Source organism: Bacillus sp. FSL W8-0640 (assembly GCF_038007725.1).
GTDB classification, from domain to species: domain Bacteria; phylum Bacillota; class Bacilli; order Bacillales; family Bacillaceae_G; genus Bacillus_A; species Bacillus_A cereus.
The window spans coordinates 1,782,694-1,802,049 of sequence record NZ_JBBOXT010000001.1 but is presented as its reverse complement, the minus strand read 5'-3'; the positions used below and the strand labels follow the sequence as shown (position 1 = coordinate 1,802,049).

Here is a 19,356-nt window from a genome sequence, read left to right as displayed (position 1 = left end):
ACTTTTATGCAAACATGAAACAAATTATCATACTTTTCGTTCCTGAATAAACATATTTAATAATGCGGACATTTTATTTGCACCTTTTTTATTCATATGATCACTATCATAAAAATCATCGTCACAAAATAATGGCGAATCAAATAGATCTATGATTTGAAAAGAATATTGAGTTTGAAAATCATTTATAACTTTATAAAAATCTTCTTTTAATTTTTTACTACTACAATTGAAATAATGTGAAGTAACAGGGAACACAACAATTAGTGGCTTTATATCATTTTTTAACAGTAAATCTAAATATTTTTTAAAAATCATTTTATTTTCAACTAAAGTATGAGGGTACGACAATTTAGCATGTGAAGCTGCTCTTATTTTCCCGTGTTCTTCAAAAGGAATGTGAAGAGGAGTGGTATTCCACTCAGCATTTATCCAAGGCAGTATCAATGATTCATCTTTTAGTTCATCTAATAAAATATATTCAAAATGCAAATTAAAAATAGAAAGAAGTGGTTTCGGAGTATTTAGATGTGAGAATCCATCAGTGGGTAGAGGAGAGTGAACTACAGTATGATGACCATCTTGAAACAATGGATAATATACTTTGTGAATTCTATATGATTCGGAGGATAACGACATATCAAAGTAAAACGAAAAATAGGCTATTCCTATTAAACAATATTGAAATGAATGATTGTTTGATAAAAGTTGTGACGCTATTAAATAATCATAGTATAGATCTTGCGATGGAAGTGTTAATTTTATTGACTTTTTTGAGAGAAGCTCCGTACTTATGCCACAATGCGGATAAGACAAACCGGTAGCAAACAATTCATACGTCGGATCACTCTTTGCTTTTTTCATAGAAATGTATAAAGACATAAGATCCGGATTTATTTGATAGATAGAAATTAATTTATCCTTCCATTCATACATGTATTTTGTTAAATTAATAATTTTTGAACTTTGCACGCCCCTATTTATCAAGTCATTTGTAAGTTTTTCTGCGTCCCCTCTCCAAATGACTATATATTGAAAAGAACTTTCTATACGAACAACATCTGAAACGTCCACAACATGAACTATTGTTTTACATTTATTTTTGTCTAACGTATTTCGAATCCTATCCCCTGATAATTCATCACTTAAAACAATGATTTTATATTGCTCCTTCATGTACATCCCCTCCATTATATGTATAATATGAAATTCATTTTTAATTCGTAACAATCATATACACCTGCAATCTAACAAAAAAAATAGCTCCACCATTAGGCGTAGCTATTTTTACAATTATTGCTTATTCAAATTATATTCCTTTATCTAACTCATAAAGTTTACGATACTTTTCATTTTCTTTCAGAAGTTGTTTATGACTACCTTGCATGACAATTTGGCCACGATCAAGGAATATAACTTCGTCTACATGTTCTATTCCTACAAGATGGTGCGTAATCCAAATAACCGTCTTTTCTTCCGTTGCAGAAAACATTGTTTCAATTAAAGACAATTCTGTTTTTGGATCTAAACCGATAGTCGGTTCATCAAGTACAATAATTGGTGTTTCTTGCATAAGAGTTCTAGCAAAAGCAACCCTTTGTCTTTCCCCACCAGAAAACCGCTTTCCCATTTCATGCATTTTTGTTTGTAATCCGTCTGGAAGAGAAGTAACATGTGAAGCTAATTGTGCTTTCTCTAAAGCTTTCCATATCTCTTCATCCGTCGCCTCTGGTTTGCCAATTCGTACATTATTTCCAATTGTCGTATCAAACAAATGCGGCTTTTGATTTAATACAGAAATATATTTAGATAAAAGATTCGTATTAGCTCGTTCACCATTTAGTACAACTTGGCCATTTACTGGGCTTAACGCCCCTGTTAACAATTTTAGTAAAGTAGATTTCCCTGTCCCACTTCTCCCTAAAATAGCAATTTTCTTCCCTGCTTTTATTTGTAATGATACATCTTTTAATACAATCTCATTACTATCTGGATAACTATACGATACGTGATTCAGTTCAATATCTACATGTTTTGGTTCAATATAATCTTTCTCTCCATGCAAATCCGTTTCATCATGTAAAACACTATCACTTTCTACGCCATTAAGACGATGGGTAGATTCTACATACGACGGTATTCGATCGATGGCATCTGCAATAGGAATAAGCGCGTTCGTTACAGATAAAGTCATTAATACGAAAGCTGCGATAACTGTAGGAGCAATTTGTTCACTTGCCGCTTCATTCCCAGTCCATATGATCATCGAAATAACTACAATACCTACTACTAATTGAATGATACTGTCCCGAATATGATACCAGCGTTTCACTCTCTTTTCGATTTTTAACAACTGATCATTTTGTTTTACATACTCATTAATAAATTCATCTTTACGACCACTTGCTTGCCAATCAGATAATCCAAAAACAGCATCTGTCAGTTGTTGATACAAACGGTTTCTTCCTTGCTTTAAAGTAACATGATGTTTCTTCATCAAAAGTAATGATACAAACGGAAGAAGAAAAACGATAATAGCTAACATACAACCTACAATAAGTGCAAAAACAAAATCAAATGCACCGATAACAAGTACGAAGATACTATAAACAACTAGCGCTAATATGCTAGGAAATATTGTACGTAAATATAGGTTTTGCAAATGCTCTATATCTTCGGATAACACTCCTAACATATCACCCGTTTGAAATCGAGAACGGAAAAATAACGCCTGTGGTTCTACTATTCTATATAGCCTCGTTCTCATTTTTTCTAATATACGTAGTACGACATCATGTCCGACTAAGCGCTCTATATAATGAAATACAGCTTGCCCTATACTAAACGCTCTTGTTGCAACAATAGGAACATATACAGCCATTACATTTTCTGGTCTAAGGGCAGATTTTGAGATCAAATAACCTGAAATAAAAAGTAACATCGCTCCTGAACTAATTCCAAGAAGACCAAGGAAAATAGTTAAAGTCATTCTACCTTTATTTTGTTTTATATAAGGTTTAACCCAGTTACTCATTTCTCTCCCCTCTCTTCCCTATGAAAATGTAATGTCTCATTCTCTAAAAGTTCTTCATACGTCCCACTTTCTTTCATTTCCCCTTTATTTAAAATAAGAATATGGTCCATTTGTTTCATCCAATGTAGACGGTGGGTTGCTAAAAATACTAACTTTCCATTAAATAGACGTAACATCGCTTGCTTTATTTCAAATTCGGTTTCAATATCAAGATGTGCCGTAGGCTCATCTAATAAAATGATTGGTTTTTTACTTAAAAGCGCACGCGCCATAGCAACACGCTGTTCTTGTCCGCCACTTAGTATACGTCCACCTTCTCCAATTCTTTCGTGCATCCCATTTGGAAGTGATGTAACGAGTGCACGAAGGCCGACTTCATTAATAACTCTTTCAACTTCTTCATCTGTTGCATTTGTTTCATAAAAACGAATGTTATCCTTTAATGAAAGCGGAAAAATATAAGGTTGCTGCGGAATATAAGCGATATTTTTTTGCCAATCTTCACGAGTAGATCCATCAACTTCTACACCATTTACTAACATCTTTCCACTCGAAGGAGATAAAAAACCTGCTAATACGTCGATTAACGTCGATTTGCCTGCACCACTTTCACCAATAACACCAATAGCACCGTTACCTTCCCAAGTAAAATTAATTCCTTCTAATATAGCCTTTTCAGATTCAGTATTATTAACTTTGATGTCTTGTAATTTCAAGCTACTAGAGGCATTCCATACTATATCTTCATTTAAATCTTTCTTTTGTATTCCTTTTTGTTGTTGCAAAATCTCTTCTATTTGCTCCATCGCAATTTGTCCATCTAATGTTGCATGATAATTTGCTCCCACTTGTTTAATCGGCAGAAAATATTCCGGAGCTAAAATCAAAATTGTAAGGGCTGGTAATAGTATAATCGTTCCATCTATTAAACGTATCCCTAATCCAACTGCCACAAACGCGATTGATAAACTCGTAAAGAAATCTAATGCAAAAGAAGAAAGAAAAGCAACTCGCAAAGTACGCATCGTTGCTTTTCTATACCTTTTACTTACTTTTTCAATCTTTCCTTCGTGCTGTTCACTTTTCCCTAAATACTTTAATGTTTCTAAACCTTTTAACGTATCTACAAAATGGTTCGAAAGTACACGATATATCTCGTACTGACTATCTGCCATTTTTTGCGCTGCTAATCCGAGAAGAATCATAAATATGATCACGATAGGAATCGTTACAACTAAAATGATTCCAGACTCAATATCTAGCGTAAAAACGTATAATACAATTAGACCTGGAACGATGCTACTTCTAATCATTTTAGGAATCGTTAATTCAATATATGTTTTAAATTTCTCAATCCCTTCAATTGATAAGGTAACCAGATGACCAGTTCCAACAGTTTGAACATACCTTGGACCTAATGTGAAATATGCCTCTATTAGTTGTTTTCTTAGTAACGACCCTGTTTTTTCAGCAAAACGTTCCACTAATATTTGTGATGTTCGAACTACTATGTGACGCGCTGCAAACGCGATACCAAAATAAACAATTTCCCTTAATATTGTTTGTACTGTCTCTCCATGAAATAAAAACGTAATAGCTCGTGCTAAAAAGATTGTTTGCGCAATAATACTAAAAGCTTCTAAAATACTAATAATCGTTAACGCTACATATAAAATACGGCTACCGGGATAAGACGGAAGTCCTCTTTTTCTTTTCATTAGTACTCCAAATCGTTTTCTGACTTAACAGGTTGTCTAAATACATAATAACTCCATATTTGACTTCCGATAACGAAAGGCAAAATAGCAATCGCAAAGTAAGTCATAAGTTTTAATGCATAAGCTCCTGATGCTGCGTTGTAAATTGTCAAATCATTCATTGCTCCTAAAGAGCTAATCATAACACGTGGGAACATACCGATAAATACACTCGCACTTAGTAAAATGATTGTTAAACTCGTCATAAAGAAAGCCCAACCATCTCTTCTTCTTTTATTTAATAAAGTGGACACTAATAGTGCTACAAAAGCTCCGATTGGCACCATAATCCATTCTGTTCCATGAGCAGTGAAAATGTCGGTTTTCCATAACCCCACACCAGCAAAAACAAGAAGTGTAATTAATGAAAATGGTGCAATTTTTATTGCAGCAATTCGTGCACGTTCTCTCAATTTACCAGTTGTACGTATCGTAAGAAATTGTAATCCGTGAACAATACATAGTAGGAGAAACATTACTCCTCCAAGTAACGCAAATGGATGAAGTAATTGCAAGAATCCACCTACAACGTTTTTACTCTCATCAATAGGTACACCTACCATAAAGTTTGCAATCGCAACTCCCCAAAGGATAGGAGGTAACATACTTCCAATAAACATCCCCCAATCCCATGCACTCTTCCATTTATGATTATCTATTTTCGCACGAAATTTAAAGGAAACACCTCGTAAAATTAAAGCAAGAAGCATAAATACAAACGGAATATAAAAACCACTAAATAAAGTTGCATACCAGTGCGGAAATGCCGCAAACATGGCTCCGCCAGCACAAACAAGCCATACTTCATTCGCGTGCCAGAACGGTCCTATTGTATTTAAGTAAACTCGTTTTTCAAAATCATTCTTTCCTAAAAACCTCGAAACCATTCCTACCCCAAAGTCGAAACCTTCCAGTACGAAGAATCCAACAAACAAGATTGCAATAACTAAAAACCATAACTCATTAAGAGATAACATACTCTTCCTCCTTATCAAATGGATCATGGCTTTGATAATCCTTTTTCGTTTTCTTATTCGTGTGGCCCTTAATGGTACGAACAAATAAGTACACACAAATTCCACCCATAATTAAATACATTGATGTGAATGAAATAAGTGAGAATAATACTTCACCGAATGTTACATTTGGTGATACAGCATCTTCTGTTTTCATTACACCAAATACAACCCAAGGTTGACGACCCATTTCAGTCATAATCCACCCTACTGTATTACCGATGAATGGAAGAGAAATTGCATACACCATTAATTTTAAATACCACGTTTTTTCCGCTAAACGATCTTTTCTTGATAAGAACCATCCGTAAGCTCCTAGAAGAAGCATGAATGTTCCACTCATTACCATCGCTCTAAAACTCCAAAACATTGTATGCACTGGAGGAATATAATCTCCAGGTCCATATTTTTCCTCATATTGTTTTTGAATTTGATTCATCCCTTCAACTTGACCGCTAAACTTATCATACGATAATAGACTTAGCATATAAGGGATTTGAATTTCAAACGAATTTTCTTTCTTCTCTGTATCAATTTTCGAAAATACTGTAAATGGTGCTGGATCCTCACTTGTATTCCATAGCGCTTCAGCTGCCGCCATCTTCATTGGATGTGTCTTAATTAATTGTTGCGCTTGTGCATGACCGAAGAATAATACAAGCGCCGTTGTAATTGTTCCAACAATGATAGAAATTCGGAAAGATTTTTTAAATACTACAGTTTCTTGTCCTTTTGTAATTTTCCATGCACTTACACCAGCAATAAAGAATGCACCTGTTGCAATTGCCGCTGTAATTGTATGCGGGAATTGTACCCATAGTTGTGGGTTTTGAATAATGGCTAAGAAATCATTCATTTGCGCACGACCATCAGCTGCCATTTCATACCCGACAGGTGACTGCATAAATGCACTTGCAGTTAAAATCCAGAATGCTGATAACATCGTTCCAATTGAAAGGAGCCAAATACACATTAAGTGAATTCGCTTCGGTAATTTATCCTCACCAAATACCCATAAACCCAGGAATGTAGACTCAATGAAAAATGCCAGTAATCCTTCAATCGCAAGTGATGGACCAAATACATCACCTACAAAACGTGAATACGTTGACCAGTTCATACCAAACTGGAATTCTTGTAAAATACCTGTTACTACACCTACTGCAAAGTTAATAAGGAATAATTGCGTCCAAAACTTTGCCATCTTCTTATATACTTCTTGCCCTTTTACCACATACAACGTTTGCATGATCGCAATAATAAAAGCTAAACCAATTGACAGCGGAACAAAAAAGTAATGGAAAATCGTTGTTGATGCGAACTGTATTCGTGCCAATTCGAGCGTTTCCATACTAAAATCACTTCCTTCATAGTTTTTATAATAAAAGTTAATTGAGCAATCTTATCAAACTCAATTATTAAGAAATACGAAAAGACAAAAACATTTTGTATGTATTGTCGAAAAATATGAAGTTTCAGTTTTTCAAACTATTGTAATGCTATTTTTTACCTTTTCACTATTTCTGTAGTGTTTTATTCGTTAATCGAATTGTATAATATACCTGCATAGTAAATTCAGGTTATTTTTGACGTATTATTGACATCATTTTGTCTGAAATATGTCTTTTGTCATTTTTTTGAATCAGATTTTTCTCATTAGCAAAATGTGTTTTTTCAATATACTTCTTACTTTTATATCTATAAAACAATCGTTTTTCTCTTCATACACTTGACTTTTACCCGAAAAAATGTCCTCGAAACTACCCTCGATAAACGCTTGTTTTTTGTCAAGTGAAAAATGTATTTTTAAAATTCAAACTCGAAATAATGTTATTCAAAAATAGAAAATAACTTCCCTCTTCCTCGACTAAAAGTTCATTTTTTTGTCATTTTTCCAGAACAAATAAAAAAACTGAAAGTCGATTAGACTCTCAGTTTTTTTATTTATTTTGCTGTATGTTTTCTAACGGCTGGTAAAATTTCAGTAGCAATTAATTCAATATTTTTCTCAATTTTATCAAATGGTACACCGCCAAAATCAATTTGTGCCATAAAGCGTTGTTGGCCAAATAATTCATATTGGTACAGCATTTTCTCAATGATTTGTTGTGGGCTACCAACCATTAAAGCATCACGGTAATCTATTGCATTTGTAAATTGCTGTTTCGGATACCCACCACCGCGCAGTGTAAGCATACCAGCATTAATGTGAGGGTAATATTCACTAAGTGCATCTTGTGAATTTTTTGCCGTATAAAATAAACTCGTTGTCGCAACTGGTAGACTAGCTGAATCAAATCCACTTTGTACAACCGCCTCGCGGTAAGCATCTACTGACACTTTAAAGTTAATTGCTGGACCACCAAGTGTTGTTATCATCATTGGTACACCCGCGCGTCCCGCTTTAATTGCACTAGCTGGTGGACCTCCAACCGCACGCCAAATTGGTAAGTTATTATTTTTCGCTCTCGGAATAACCGATGCATGTGCGAGCGGTGCTCTGAACTGTCCATTCCATGTTACATGTTCCTCGTTATTAATTTTTAATAAAAGATCCATCTTCTCTTCGAATAATTCTTCATAATCATTCACGTCATAACCAAGTAAACTATATCCCCCAATACGAGATCCACGACCAGCCACAATTTCTGCACGTCCATTAGAAATCAAGTCAATTGTAGCGAAATCCTCATATACTCGAACTGGGTCAGATGTACTTAATATCGTTGCTGAACTTGCAATTTTTATATTTTTCGTAGCTTGTGCAATAGCTCCTAAAATAACTGTATGAGCTTGTGTTGTAAAATGCGTTTGATGACTTTCACCGACAGCAAACACATCAAGCCCTGCCTCATCTGCTAACTTAGCTGTTTCAATTAGTTCGTGAATTCTTTTCTCTGGCGTAATTTTCTCCCCATTATGTGGATTTAAAACATGATCACCAATTGAATATAATCCAAACTCAATTCCTTTTCTTATATCTATACGGTATTTTTCCATAGTTACTCTCCCCTTTAATAAAGTAGTATTAGTTTTTTTCTAAAAACGTTGGTAAGTCAGGTATATCTCCGTATTACCTACGCCTTCACTTGATTAGTCAATTGATAGTGTAAAAAAAATTACTCTTGCGGTAATTCTTTTTTTTCACTATGCTTATGAACTTTCGTCATTAGCTCGTATAATATTTTCTGCTCTTCTTCATTTAATACATCATCAAAAAACGAAGATTGAAATGCAAGTTGCTCTGGCAATGCTTTCTCTAAGGCCGATTCCCCTTGCTCTGTAAGACTAATTGTTTTCGTTTTCCAATCTTGTTTTCGTACAATATATCCTTCTTTCTCAAGACGAGTTAACATTCGAGAAATACCACCTTGTGTAACAGTTACCTTTTCAGCTAACTCCATTTGTGTTAGTGGCTGATACGTACGTATTTGCAAAAGCACATCAAATTGAGCTGTCGTTAAATCAAAACGTTTTAAAAACTCATTTGACATTTGATTACTTTGGTTCGTAAATCGTATTAAACGTAACCATATTAATGATCCTATCGTATTATCACGCATGTTTTGTCACTTCCTAGCGTTCATCTTACTATCACTTTACTACGCAAGTGATAAAAAAGCAAGAAAAAATGTAATAAATATATCGATAGAGTATTGCATAAATAATGATAAGTAAGAATTCATATAAACATGAATTCTTACTTATCATTATTCTTAACTTTGCCTTTCATTCATTACTATATTTAAAGCTGCCATAGCTTTTGGCCAACCAACGTAAAAAGCCATATGTGTTATTAATGCAACCAATTCATTCTCCATAACCCCATTTTGTTTAGCTAGCTTCAGATGAAATTGTAATTGTTCTGTATTACCGAGACTGATTAGTGCTGACACAGTACACAAGCTTCTTTCTCTTAATGTTAAAGTGGCATCCCGCCACACTTCCTCAAATAATATCTTTTCACTATAATGAGCAAATGCAGGTGACATTTCTCTCATTTTCTTTTTAATATGTACTTCAATAAGTTCATTTTTTTCTCCCTTTATTTTCACCATTTGTGCTATTCCTTGACCAAATGACCAGTTTTCAGCAGCTGTCTCATTTAATGTAATAAAAATATCCGAAGTTTTAACATCGGAATATTCCGTAATTTTTAAGGATACCGATTGATACAAATCTTTTTTCTGTTGCACTGTTCTTCCCGGTCCACATGTAATAGAAACATAAATCATATTCTCTGTTCTCTTTTCTCCTCTTTCCAACAAATAATATGGATTATATAAAAATTTGTTTTCTTGGTAAGGTAAGAACATTTGAAAATAATCATTTTCAGGGATGTTAAAATGTTCAATTAATGAAAGATGGATACATTCACCCATTTTTTCCAACTCTTCTTCATTTAATATGTTTTCAGGATAATAAATCTTCACAAAAGGCATAGACTTTCATTCCTTTTCTTATTTTTAATATGCAACAAAATTTCATCGTGAAATGTGTAAAATCTCATATACTGTAACACCTTTATTCACTGCAATTTCAGGCTTCTCCTCATAAAAATTAAACCTACTATACCCCCATTTATCCGGATTATAAACGATTACATTCCCTAAACACTTTTCGTTGTTTTGTACATCTTCATTCATAGTGCTTAATTGAGTCCCAATCAGTGTTTTACTTTGAGAAATACTTCCTGCATATTCAACAACATATCTACTTTTCTTAAATCCATCACTTAGATTAACCACTAATGGAACACCTATATGTATTTGTTGCCATCCAAAAGATTGTAAAATGTTATCGTAATACCCTTCAAAGATAAATTTATTCATCCCTTCATGACCATTCCAAATATATAAAGGTGCATAGCAGTTATAAAAATTCCCGTCTTTCTCCGTTTCCGTAATTAAATAAGCTTTAAAATTTAGTGCTTGGAAACCATCAGTTTTATAACCATTATCCTTTACCCTTTTCTTAATAATTTCCATGTCATAATCCTTTGGCAAAATGACCTTATATTGCATTCCAATCATGTTTATCACTCGCTTTCAATCTTATATACATTATGATAAATCGATAAGTAGCTAACGTAAAATAGGTATAAATTATGTTTGGTATCATTTATAATGATAGTGCATAAGGGGCTGAGATATATGGAAATAAATGATCTTATTATATTCAAAACTGTAGCCAGTGAGGGTTCTATTAGTAAAGCTGCTAAAGAGTTAGGTTATGTTCAACCGAACGTAACTGAGCGAATCAAAAAATTAGAACAAGAATTAGAAACGCCTTTACTACATAGAGATAACAAAGGCGTTTCCTTATTACCTTCTGGTGACATTTTATTAGATTACACGAATCAAATATTAACTCTATTAGAAGAAGCGAAAGATAAAATTAAAACAAGTGGGTCTTCTTATATAATCGCGACGTCACAATCGATTTTGACTAATTATTTAAGTAAGCGTATTAAAGAAAATTTCATGAATTATCAAATATATGTAGAAAATAGTAGTCATTTGCCAAAATTACTGCAGCAACAAAAAGTTGATATGGTCATCACTTATGAGGATGATTCTGGTGCAGGTTTTAAAAAAGTATTTACTACTTCAATTTCTATAGGCTTACTAAAAGATCAAGAAAAATGTATCATTGACTATTCAAAGGAACTCTTCTTCGTTAGTAATGACAAAAAGTGTCCTTTTAGAAATAAGACGATACAATTTCTAAAAGAAAATAATTTATCTCAGCGTCAACTTCAACAATTAGATTCTTATTCGCTTATGGAAGAGTTTATTCAGGACGGAAAAGGGATAGCCTTTTTGCCGATTAAAAATGATAAATTGGTACCAATTGAAGATGTTCCAGTTGAGAAATTAGCTGTTCATTTTTTTACAAATCAAAACTCTTTCAAACAAATCCCTGATGAACTATTTGGTTAATAAAAAAATCCCTCCTTTATGAATCTAAAAGAGGGATTTTCATATTCTATACAATTGATTTTTCACACATTTTGCTCCACTTCTGCACTTTTCTCCTTCTTATTCCGTTTCATATTCTTCAGTCCCTTAACCGTCCCAACCAATCCTTTCGGAAAAACGAGTAGCACGATAATATACAATAAACCTAGAATAATCGTCCATCTTTCAAAAATCGGATATTCCGTCGCTAGTTCTGATAAATAATATTTTAGGGATTCAATAATCCCAGATCCAGCAATAGCTCCAATTAATGTTCCGACTCCTCCAATCATTGTCATCAAGAGTGCATTTAGTGTCATTTCAATTGAAAATACAGTCGTATTGACAAAGCGTAATGTAATAACAAATAAACCACCGCTAATTGCAGCTACTATTCCTGCCACTACACTTGCGATTATTTTATAATGGAGGACTTTATATCCAAGTGCTTCAACACGTTGTTCATTTTGTGAAATTGCCTTTAATACTTTCCCAATAGAAGACTTTGTAAAAAGACGTAATAGAATAAAAATGAAGCATAAACATACAAGTGATACATAATAAAAAGTAAAACGATCACGGAATATTTCTGGTACCCCAAATGTAAAACCATCTCCTCCGTGAGTGAGCCCACGCCATTTTTCAGCAAGGACGAAAAACAACTGTGAAATAGCAAGTGTTAACATTGCATAAAAATGACTTTTCAATCGTAAAGAAAGCAAACCAATTATATAACTAACGATTGCTGAAACGATAATTGCAGCTACTATTCCAATTAAAAAGTTCGTTATTGATACGCCTTGTCGATCAAATAAAAGCGCTACCCCATATGCTCCTATCCCAAAGAACATACAATGACCGAACGATACAATTCCTGTATACCCAAGCAATACATCAAAACTCATTGCAAAAATAGCAAAGATGAAGATTTGAGTGAACAAAATTAACAGGCTCCGTGAATCATTTACGAACGGAAATACACTTAAACAAATGAGCATACATACTCCGAAGTATACTTTAATTCGGTCCGATGTGTTGTTCACCATTTCACCCCTTTTCACCAACAAGTCCAGTTGGCTTCACTATTAAGAAAAATAGTAACATTAACATATTAATTGCAAGTGATAAATCTGGTATAAAATACGCTGTAAAAGCACCAGCTAATCCGACAATTAAAGAAGCAATAGCTGAACCTTGTACGCTTCCTAATCCACCGATAATTACTACTATAAAAGCTAAAATTGCATACTGCATGCCCATCTCGGCGAAAATAACGCCCGAATACGGTGCTAATAAGAATCCTCCCAAAGCTGCCATCCCTGCTCCTAATAAAAAGACGAAAGAAAATATCGCTTTTACATTAATACCAAGCGCTTGAACCATTTCTTTATCCATTACACCTGCACGGATCATAAGACCTATCTTCGTCTTTTTGAGTAATAGTAGTAGTGCGATGTAAATAATTATCCCAATCAAAATAACAAATAGACGATATTTAATTAATATAATACCTCCGAATGTAAAACTTCCTTGTAACCATAACGGTAATTTTGCACTAATAGGGTTTGGCCCCCAAAATATTTTAATACACTCACTAAGAACGAGCATTCCTCCAAGCGTAACGAGCAGCTGTCGAACATGATTTCCATATACCGGTCTAATAAGAAACCTTTCTAAAATAAATCCTAGGAACATTCCCATGGCTACTGCTCCAACTAAAGCTAATATATAACTTCCTGTCATATTAAATAACCAAACACCTGTAAATGCTCCCCATGCAAATAAACCACCGTGTGCAAAGTTTAAAACGCTCATTAGACCGAAAATAAGTGAAAGACCTGATGCTAACAAAAAAATGAGCATCCCTGTTGAAATCCCATTTACAAATAAATTGATTAACACATCCATCCTTTTCACCTCGGATTCATGTTAAGAGATTCCTAAATATTTATGACACATTTCCTTATCCTTTTTTAATTCATTCATAAAACCGTTATGAACAATTCGTCCGTTATCCATAATGTAAAAATAATCACCAATTTGACTAGCCATCATAAAATTTTGCTCAACAAGTAAAACTGTTGTTTTCTCTTTCATCTTCAAAATAGCTACCATTAATTTCTCCACCATTATCGGGGATAGCCCTTTGCTCGGCTCATCAATAAGTAATAATCCATCACTATTAATAAACGCTCTTGAAATAGCCAACATTTGCTTTTGCCCTCCGCTCAAGAGCCCACTTTTCTTATTCCAAAACTGCTTTAAATCCGGAAATAGTTCCAGCATCCACTCTATTTTCCCTTCTACTTCCTCACCTTTTCCCCTAGCAAGAGCGAATGTTTCTTCTACTGTCAAATCATGAAAAATACCTTGATTTTCTGGTACATACCCTATTCCTTTCCTTGAAATTAAATGTGTAGGTAATCCACTTACTTTTGCACTATCATAATAAATTTCACCATCTGCAATGCGGTGAAATCCCATAACTGAACGTAATGTCGTTGTTTTCCCTGCCCCGTTTCTACCAAACAGTACAGTAATCGTCCCTTTCTCAACAGCAAGAGATACTCCTTGCAAAATATGAAACTGATCTAAATACGTTTCTATATTATTCACTTGTAATAGTGCCACTATATAATCCCCCTAAATAAGCACTTTGTACACGCTCATCTTTCATAATTTCTTCTGGCAATCCTTCAGCCAATAACTCTCCATGAAATAAAACGATAAGATGATCTGACAAACCTAGTATCATATCCATTTTGTGTTCGATAAGTACAATTGTGCTCTCTGGATGTTTCTTAATATTTTCAATCACTTGTAATATAGCAGGGACTTCCTCAACCGAAATACCTGCCGTCGGCTCATCAAGTAATAACACATCCGTTTTTAAAGCCAATAACATCGCAAGTTCTAGCTTTCTTTTCTCTCCATGTGCCAAATCTTTCGCTAATATGTTCTCTTTCTCGTGAAGTAATACTGTTTTTAAGAAACGTCTCGCCTCTCCAACTTGTTGCTTTAATTTTGCTGAACTCGGGAAAAAACTATAGTAATCTTGTACGAATGATTGAACACTTAAACGGACATTTTCAAGTACCGTTAATTCTGGGAATATGTTTGTAAGCTGAAAAGAGCGACCGATTCCTAAGCGTGTTCGATCTGAAATCGATAGTTTTGTAATATCTTGCCCTTTAAAATACACTTCACCTGTTGTAGGTGAAATCTGTCCACTTAGTAAATTAAATAATGTTGTCTTCCCCGCACCATTTGGCCCGATAATAGAAATGAGCTTTCCTTTTTGGACAGTTAAATTTACATCTTTAATAACTTGATGTTCACCAAAAGATACACTAAGATTTTTCGTCTCTAGCAAATGTGTCACGAAATCCCTCCCTTTAAAGCCGTGAGTATGAAGGAAATATGTATAAAGAGGGTCCCCCCTCTTTATACAAAAACAACAGAAAATTCAGTCTATTTATTTTGAACTGGTGGTTCTGTTTCTTTCATCGTTAATTCTCGCTCTAACACTGGCACCGGATAATCAACACCATCTTGCTTTTTCAATGTGATAGAATACAGCGTCTGCATCGCTTGGTGGTCCTTCTCTCTAAACTTCATCTTTCCTTTCGGTGTATCAAATTCCATTCCTTCCATTTTCTTAATCAAGGTATCTACATCTGTATCACCTTTTGTTTTCTTTAAGGCTTCTACAATAGAAATTGCTGCTGACATTCCTCCCGCTGTAAACAAATCTGGCACTACACCATTAAAACGTTTTTTATGCTCTTCAACTAGCCAATCATTCACTTTATTTTTTGGAAGTGTGTGATAATATACAGAAAAACCTTGCATACCTACTAATGCATCCATTGTTTTTAATGCTGGTATATCTGGCGCACCTGTAGAAATTTTAATACCTTGCGCTTCCACATTCATATCTTTCAACTGTTTCCAAGGTGAATTTGCCCCTGCCCAAACGATAAATAAATAATCTGGTTTTGAACTAATGATATTTTGAATATTCGCTGTAAAATCTGTTGAATTTGTATCCGCGTATTGCTCATTCACAATGCTCGCACCTAATTTTTTCGCACCCGCTTTAAATGCAGCAATCCCTTCACGACCAAAAGCGTTATCTGGGGCAAATGTCGCAATCTTTACATCTTTTTTCGCAATTGCTGCTGCTCCTGCAATCGCATCTTGTGAGGAACTTCTTCCAGTTCTAAAAATATATTTATTCCAGTTCTTCCCGGTAATACTATCCGCAACTGCCGGTTCTACAACCATAATCTTTTCATATTCCCCGGCCAGTGGTAAAACCGCTAACGTATCACTTGAACTAGACGATCCAACTAAAAAATCAACTTTCTCTTCTTCTAATAACTTCGTAGCTTTTTTAACTGCTACATCCGCTTTCGTTTCTGTATCTTCTACAACAAACTTAATCTTTTTCCCATCTACTTTCCCAGTTCCACCAGTTGCATAATCTAACCCTAATTCAAATCCGTTCACTGTTTGTTTTCCATACGATTCTAGCGGTCCTGTTAAAGAAGCAAGGACTCCTACCTTAATCGTTTTTTCATCCTCTGTACTTGTTTTCTTTCCTGAACAAGCTGCCGTTATTAATAACGAACCTAAAACACAACCAGTAAACATTGTCTTTAGCCACTTACGTTTTTTCATCGACATTGTGATCCTCCCCATACTTTACTTTCTGATAGAATCAAACACGCCAAAATCCCCTGTCCGTAATCATGACTAACTAATTCGATAGATAATGGAAAACTCTTGTAGTACCCTCTACATTCGGCACAAATATATAATCACCTTCCTATGTAATGGAAACGGACATACAATCAATATATATTCTGCAATCCAATTGAAAATACTGTTTCATTTCAGTAATGATCATACAAAAAGACTAACTTATTTTTTAAGTTAGTCTTTTCACCTTAATTAGAGTTAAGTTCTACTTTCTCTAACCCTTCAGCCAATTGTTTCTTATCTAGTCCTTCTCCTATTACTACTAAGTTTGTCGGGAAACCGAAGTCTTGTTCTAATAAAGTTGGTACTCCGAACGAATATTGGAATAGGTGAGGGTATTTATCTCCACGGAATTTCACAAAACCTTTCACTCGATAAATACTATCTGGTAAATTCGAAAGCCATTCATATAATTTGTCTTGATCAATCGGTTTCGTAAATTGATATGTCATCGTTTGTATATGTAAATGCTGTTTGACATGTAGTGTCTCATGTTCCTCATCATTTGGAAATTCTGCTTCTTCTATATCTTTTAAAGATATATTACAATACTTTGTCTCATACATTTTCGCATGATCATTTATTGCCTTTACTTCTTCAAATACTGTGTTCTTATCTTCATCTGTTAGTAAATCTGCTTTATTAACAAGAATGTGACTACCAAATTTAAGTTGCTCATGCAATAGCTGTTGTACATTTGCACTTAATATACTTCGGTTTAACCACCTTACTGCATCTAAAACGACTACAATTGATTTCACTTCCAGAAAAGGAGCTAAAATTGGCGAGACACACGCGTCTAACACTTCAATTGGATGCGCAACACCTGTCGTTTCTATATAAATTACATCTGGTCTTTCTTGTTGGTATAACGAATGTAATTGTATTTCAAGCTCTTCTTTTAATGTACAACAAATACATCCTTTAAGAAGTTCTCTTAAAACATTCTCTTTTCCAATAATATCTGTATCTACCGAGTATTCACCAATTTCATTCATTAATACTGCAACTTTTCTATTCTTCTTTTTCTCTGCTAACAATAAATTTTGTAATAATGTTGATTTTCCACTACCTAAAAAACCACCTAATATATGAATCTCCACTTTATTCATTCAACCGACCATCCATTTCTTTACTTCAAATGTATTCAAAGCGTAATAATTACGATTTATATTTATCATTTTATTAAAAGAATGACCATTTGTAAATATAAGAGATTCACTGTTCATTTACTTCATATGCAACTCTAACTCCAGACTCAATTGCCCCTTGCATCCATCCATGTGTTAATGTCGTATGCTCTCCTGCAAAGTGTACTTTTCCAGATGGTGGTGTAATATACGGAAATAACTCGAGCTCTTGGCCTGGTTCGAAAGCTGTAAATGCACCGCAAGAATACGGATTTTTACTCCAGCTAAAAGATGTTCCAGTGACAAACTCACTATAGACGATGTCACCGTATATTTCCGCTAAATTTTTTAATGCGTAACGAATACGATCTCTTTGCGGGAGACTATCCCATGTTAACGCCTCATCTGCCCACGTATAACTTGCTATAACGATAGCTGGTCCTGGAGTATGAATGCCATAACTCGGATAGTATGTAAAACGTATCGGTAAATCAGTAATAGATTTACCTCCACACTGTCCCGCTTTCTCCCAAAATCTACTTTTAAACTCTATTGCAATTTTAGTTGCAGCAATATAATTTAATTCACGAATTGCTCTTTTTTTAAAATAAGAGAATAAATAGTATGGCTGAACTTCTACAAACCTTAACGCTGAAAATGGAATTGTAATAATAGCAAAATCACTTGTTATTGTAAATTGCTCTAACGTTTGTTCATGATTTCCTTGTAACATTACTTTATTATCTTCTTGTATAATTTTATCAACCTTATACTGCATTAAAATATGTTCCCTTAATTGTGGTAAGAATGCATTCGATAACTTATCCATTCCACCAGTTATTTCATAATATTTCGTTGTTGAAGTAAAGAAAATCATTTCACGTAATACTTCAATTAAGGACATTCCCATATAAGCTTCCATATCAAGAAGTACCCCAATCATATCTATTGCACCATCTGAATAATACTCCATTAAAAATGAACCAAGCGAATACGTTTTATACTTTTTTTCAACGATAAGCCAGTTTTTATCAGGATCCTTCTTAATATAATTTAGTATTGGTTCTAATACCTCAATCATTAGCTCTTCTGCCGTTTTTCCTCTTTCTTTATCCAAAACCGGATATTCAAGTACACTTGGATCATTTTCAAACACATTCAATCTCGTTTGAATGTTATTCGTATAAATGATATCTGCAAAAGTTTTATTTATAAAAAGGTTTAAAGGTAGTTTAAATTTATGAATATACGCTAAGGTTAACTTATGGGTGTCAGGGATTCTCATCGGTCCCGCATTAAAATATAAACCCACACTAAATGGTTCCCGAATCGTATACACTCTGCCACCTATTCTGTTATTTGCTTCTATAATCGTTACTTCGTGCCCAGCCTCTTTTAATAAAGAACCTGCAACTAATCCAGAAATCCCTGCACCTGCAATCGTAATCCGTTTTGGGTTATTCTTTTTAACAAGCCCTGCATGAATAATATGAAGCATTTCTTCCATTGTTAATGGGTTCCCCATACCATTTCCCCTTTTACAAAGGATTTTACTGAATTATATTCGGTTCACTGAATTCCTATGTTTTGTTCGCAGATTTGCACGGATACATTTTCAAATACTTGAATATCTTTTATAAAATGTAATAAACTAGATATGACTCTATAGAAGTAAGACGTATTATCTTACATAAC

At 34.2% G+C, this 19,356-nt stretch carries 17 protein-coding genes and 1 pseudogene; 1 reads left to right on the top strand and 17 read right to left on the bottom strand.

Annotated elements, in window-relative coordinates; genetic code table 11:
- Positions 1-27: 27 nt before the first annotated feature.
- From N2V80_RS09405 to N2V80_RS09360, 10 genes and pseudogenes are all read right to left on the bottom strand, one after another.
- Positions 28-1,176 carry a hypothetical protein gene (locus N2V80_RS09405; RefSeq protein ID WP_000664248.1) on the bottom strand — a complete coding sequence of 383 codons (1,149 nt, stop codon included), beginning with the start codon at positions 1,174-1,176 and terminating at the stop codon, positions 28-30.
- A gap of 133 nt (positions 1,177-1,309) precedes the next feature.
- Positions 1,310-3,034 (bottom strand): thiol reductant ABC exporter subunit CydC, encoded by a 1,725-nt coding sequence (gene cydC / locus N2V80_RS09400; protein WP_061654538.1) that lies wholly within the window; start codon positions 3,032-3,034, stop codon positions 1,310-1,312.
- Positions 3,031-4,752 (bottom strand): thiol reductant ABC exporter subunit CydD, encoded by a 1,722-nt coding sequence (gene cydD / locus N2V80_RS09395; RefSeq protein WP_061654539.1) that lies wholly within the window; start codon positions 4,750-4,752, stop codon positions 3,031-3,033. The genes cydC and cydD overlap by 4 nt, the downstream gene beginning before the upstream one ends.
- The gene (gene cydB / locus N2V80_RS09390) at positions 4,752-5,768 is read right to left on the bottom strand and encodes a cytochrome d ubiquinol oxidase subunit II (RefSeq protein ID WP_053512678.1); all 1,017 of its coding nucleotides are present in this window, start codon (positions 5,766-5,768) and stop codon (positions 4,752-4,754) included. The genes cydD and cydB overlap by 1 nt, the downstream gene beginning before the upstream one ends.
- A complete protein-coding gene (gene cydA, locus N2V80_RS09385) occupies positions 5,755-7,158 on the bottom strand; it encodes a cytochrome ubiquinol oxidase subunit I (protein WP_000448870.1) in 1,404 nt (467 codons plus the stop codon). The genes cydB and cydA overlap by 14 nt, the downstream gene beginning before the upstream one ends.
- A gap of 593 nt (positions 7,159-7,751) precedes the next feature.
- Positions 7,752-8,807 (bottom strand): LLM class flavin-dependent oxidoreductase, encoded by a 1,056-nt coding sequence (locus tag N2V80_RS09380; RefSeq protein WP_000417539.1) that lies wholly within the window; start codon positions 8,805-8,807, stop codon positions 7,752-7,754.
- Positions 8,808-8,926: 119 nt separating this feature from the next.
- Positions 8,927-9,370 (bottom strand): MarR family winged helix-turn-helix transcriptional regulator, encoded by a 444-nt coding sequence (locus N2V80_RS09375; RefSeq protein WP_001205528.1) that lies wholly within the window; start codon positions 9,368-9,370, stop codon positions 8,927-8,929.
- 153 nt (positions 9,371-9,523) lie between these two features.
- A complete protein-coding gene (locus tag N2V80_RS09370) occupies positions 9,524-9,808 on the bottom strand; it encodes a carboxymuconolactone decarboxylase family protein (RefSeq protein WP_223272771.1) in 285 nt (94 codons plus the stop codon).
- Positions 9,809-9,835: 27 nt separating this feature from the next.
- Positions 9,836-10,249, bottom strand: a pseudogene (locus N2V80_RS09365) (tautomerase family protein); the annotation flags it as partial.
- Between the two features lie 42 nt (positions 10,250-10,291).
- Entirely contained in the window at positions 10,292-10,840 is a 549-nt protein-coding gene (locus tag N2V80_RS09360; RefSeq protein WP_000579894.1) for a DUF4865 family protein, read from the bottom strand.
- Between the two features lie 120 nt (positions 10,841-10,960).
- On the opposite strand from N2V80_RS09360, the gene N2V80_RS09355 reads away from it, so the two are divergent.
- Positions 10,961-11,749: a LysR family transcriptional regulator gene (locus tag N2V80_RS09355; protein ID WP_000405005.1), complete on the top strand. Its 789-nt coding sequence runs from the start codon at positions 10,961-10,963 to the stop codon at positions 11,747-11,749.
- 62 nt (positions 11,750-11,811) lie between these two features.
- Here the strand turns inward: N2V80_RS09355 and N2V80_RS09350 are convergent, their stop codons facing one another.
- From N2V80_RS09350 to N2V80_RS09320, 7 genes are all read right to left on the bottom strand, one after another.
- Entirely contained in the window at positions 11,812-12,765 is a 954-nt protein-coding gene (locus N2V80_RS09350) for a branched-chain amino acid ABC transporter permease (RefSeq protein ID WP_002102967.1), read from the bottom strand.
- A 49-nt stretch (positions 12,766-12,814) separates the two neighbouring features.
- The gene (locus N2V80_RS09345; protein WP_000382787.1) at positions 12,815-13,675 is read right to left on the bottom strand and encodes a branched-chain amino acid ABC transporter permease; all 861 of its coding nucleotides are present in this window, start codon (positions 13,673-13,675) and stop codon (positions 12,815-12,817) included.
- A 21-nt stretch (positions 13,676-13,696) separates the two neighbouring features.
- The gene (locus tag N2V80_RS09340; RefSeq protein ID WP_001196696.1) at positions 13,697-14,398 is read right to left on the bottom strand and encodes an ABC transporter ATP-binding protein; all 702 of its coding nucleotides are present in this window, start codon (positions 14,396-14,398) and stop codon (positions 13,697-13,699) included.
- Positions 14,376-15,149, bottom strand: a complete 774-nt coding sequence (locus N2V80_RS09335; protein ID WP_000149337.1) for an ABC transporter ATP-binding protein — start codon at positions 15,147-15,149, stop codon at positions 14,376-14,378. The genes N2V80_RS09340 and N2V80_RS09335 overlap by 23 nt, the downstream gene beginning before the upstream one ends.
- An 89-nt stretch (positions 15,150-15,238) precedes the next feature.
- On the bottom strand, positions 15,239-16,456 hold the full coding sequence (locus N2V80_RS09330) for a substrate-binding domain-containing protein (RefSeq protein ID WP_000062003.1): 1,218 nt from the start codon (positions 16,454-16,456) through the stop codon (positions 15,239-15,241).
- Between the two features lie 263 nt (positions 16,457-16,719).
- On the bottom strand, positions 16,720-17,643 hold the full coding sequence (locus N2V80_RS09325; protein ID WP_001044941.1) for a CobW family GTP-binding protein: 924 nt from the start codon (positions 17,641-17,643) through the stop codon (positions 16,720-16,722).
- A gap of 106 nt (positions 17,644-17,749) precedes the next feature.
- Entirely contained in the window at positions 17,750-19,186 is a 1,437-nt protein-coding gene (locus N2V80_RS09320) for a flavin monoamine oxidase family protein (protein ID WP_000528025.1), read from the bottom strand.
- Between the last annotated feature and the right edge of the window lie 170 nt (positions 19,187-19,356).

Excerpts from the sequence above, each read along its gene's own strand:
- N2V80_RS09320 (WP_000528025.1), bottom strand. The coding sequence starts at position 19,186 with ATGGGGAACCCATTAACAATGGAAGAAATGCTTCATATTATTCATGCA.
- N2V80_RS09330 (WP_000062003.1), bottom strand. The coding sequence starts at position 16,456 with ATGTCGATGAAAAAACGTAAGTGGCTAAAGACAATGTTTACTGGTTGT.
- N2V80_RS09355 (WP_000405005.1), top strand. The coding sequence starts at position 10,961 with ATGGAAATAAATGATCTTATTATATTCAAAACTGTAGCCAGTGAGGGT.
- cydD (WP_061654539.1), bottom strand. The coding sequence starts at position 4,752 with ATGAAAAGAAAAAGAGGACTTCCGTCTTATCCCGGTAGCCGTATTTTA.
- N2V80_RS09350 (WP_002102967.1), bottom strand. The coding sequence starts at position 12,765 with ATGCTCATTTGTTTAAGTGTATTTCCGTTCGTAAATGATTCACGGAGC.
- N2V80_RS09405 (WP_000664248.1), bottom strand. The coding sequence starts at position 1,176 with ATGAAGGAGCAATATAAAATCATTGTTTTAAGTGATGAATTATCAGGG.
- cydC (WP_061654538.1), bottom strand. The coding sequence starts at position 3,034 with ATGAGTAACTGGGTTAAACCTTATATAAAACAAAATAAAGGTAGAATG.
- N2V80_RS09380 (WP_000417539.1), bottom strand. The coding sequence starts at position 8,807 with ATGGAAAAATACCGTATAGATATAAGAAAAGGAATTGAGTTTGGATTA.
- cydA (WP_000448870.1), bottom strand. The coding sequence starts at position 7,158 with ATGGAAACGCTCGAATTGGCACGAATACAGTTCGCATCAACAACGATT.
- cydB (WP_053512678.1), bottom strand. The coding sequence starts at position 5,768 with ATGTTATCTCTTAATGAGTTATGGTTTTTAGTTATTGCAATCTTGTTT.
- N2V80_RS09375 (WP_001205528.1), bottom strand. The coding sequence starts at position 9,370 with ATGCGTGATAATACGATAGGATCATTAATATGGTTACGTTTAATACGA.
- N2V80_RS09325 (WP_001044941.1), bottom strand. The coding sequence starts at position 17,643 with ATGAATAAAGTGGAGATTCATATATTAGGTGGTTTTTTAGGTAGTGGA.
- N2V80_RS09370 (WP_223272771.1), bottom strand. The coding sequence starts at position 9,808 with ATGAGAGAAATGTCACCTGCATTTGCTCATTATAGTGAAAAGATATTA.
- N2V80_RS09345 (WP_000382787.1), bottom strand. The coding sequence starts at position 13,675 with ATGGATGTGTTAATCAATTTATTTGTAAATGGGATTTCAACAGGGATG.
- N2V80_RS09360 (WP_000579894.1), bottom strand. The coding sequence starts at position 10,840 with ATGATTGGAATGCAATATAAGGTCATTTTGCCAAAGGATTATGACATG.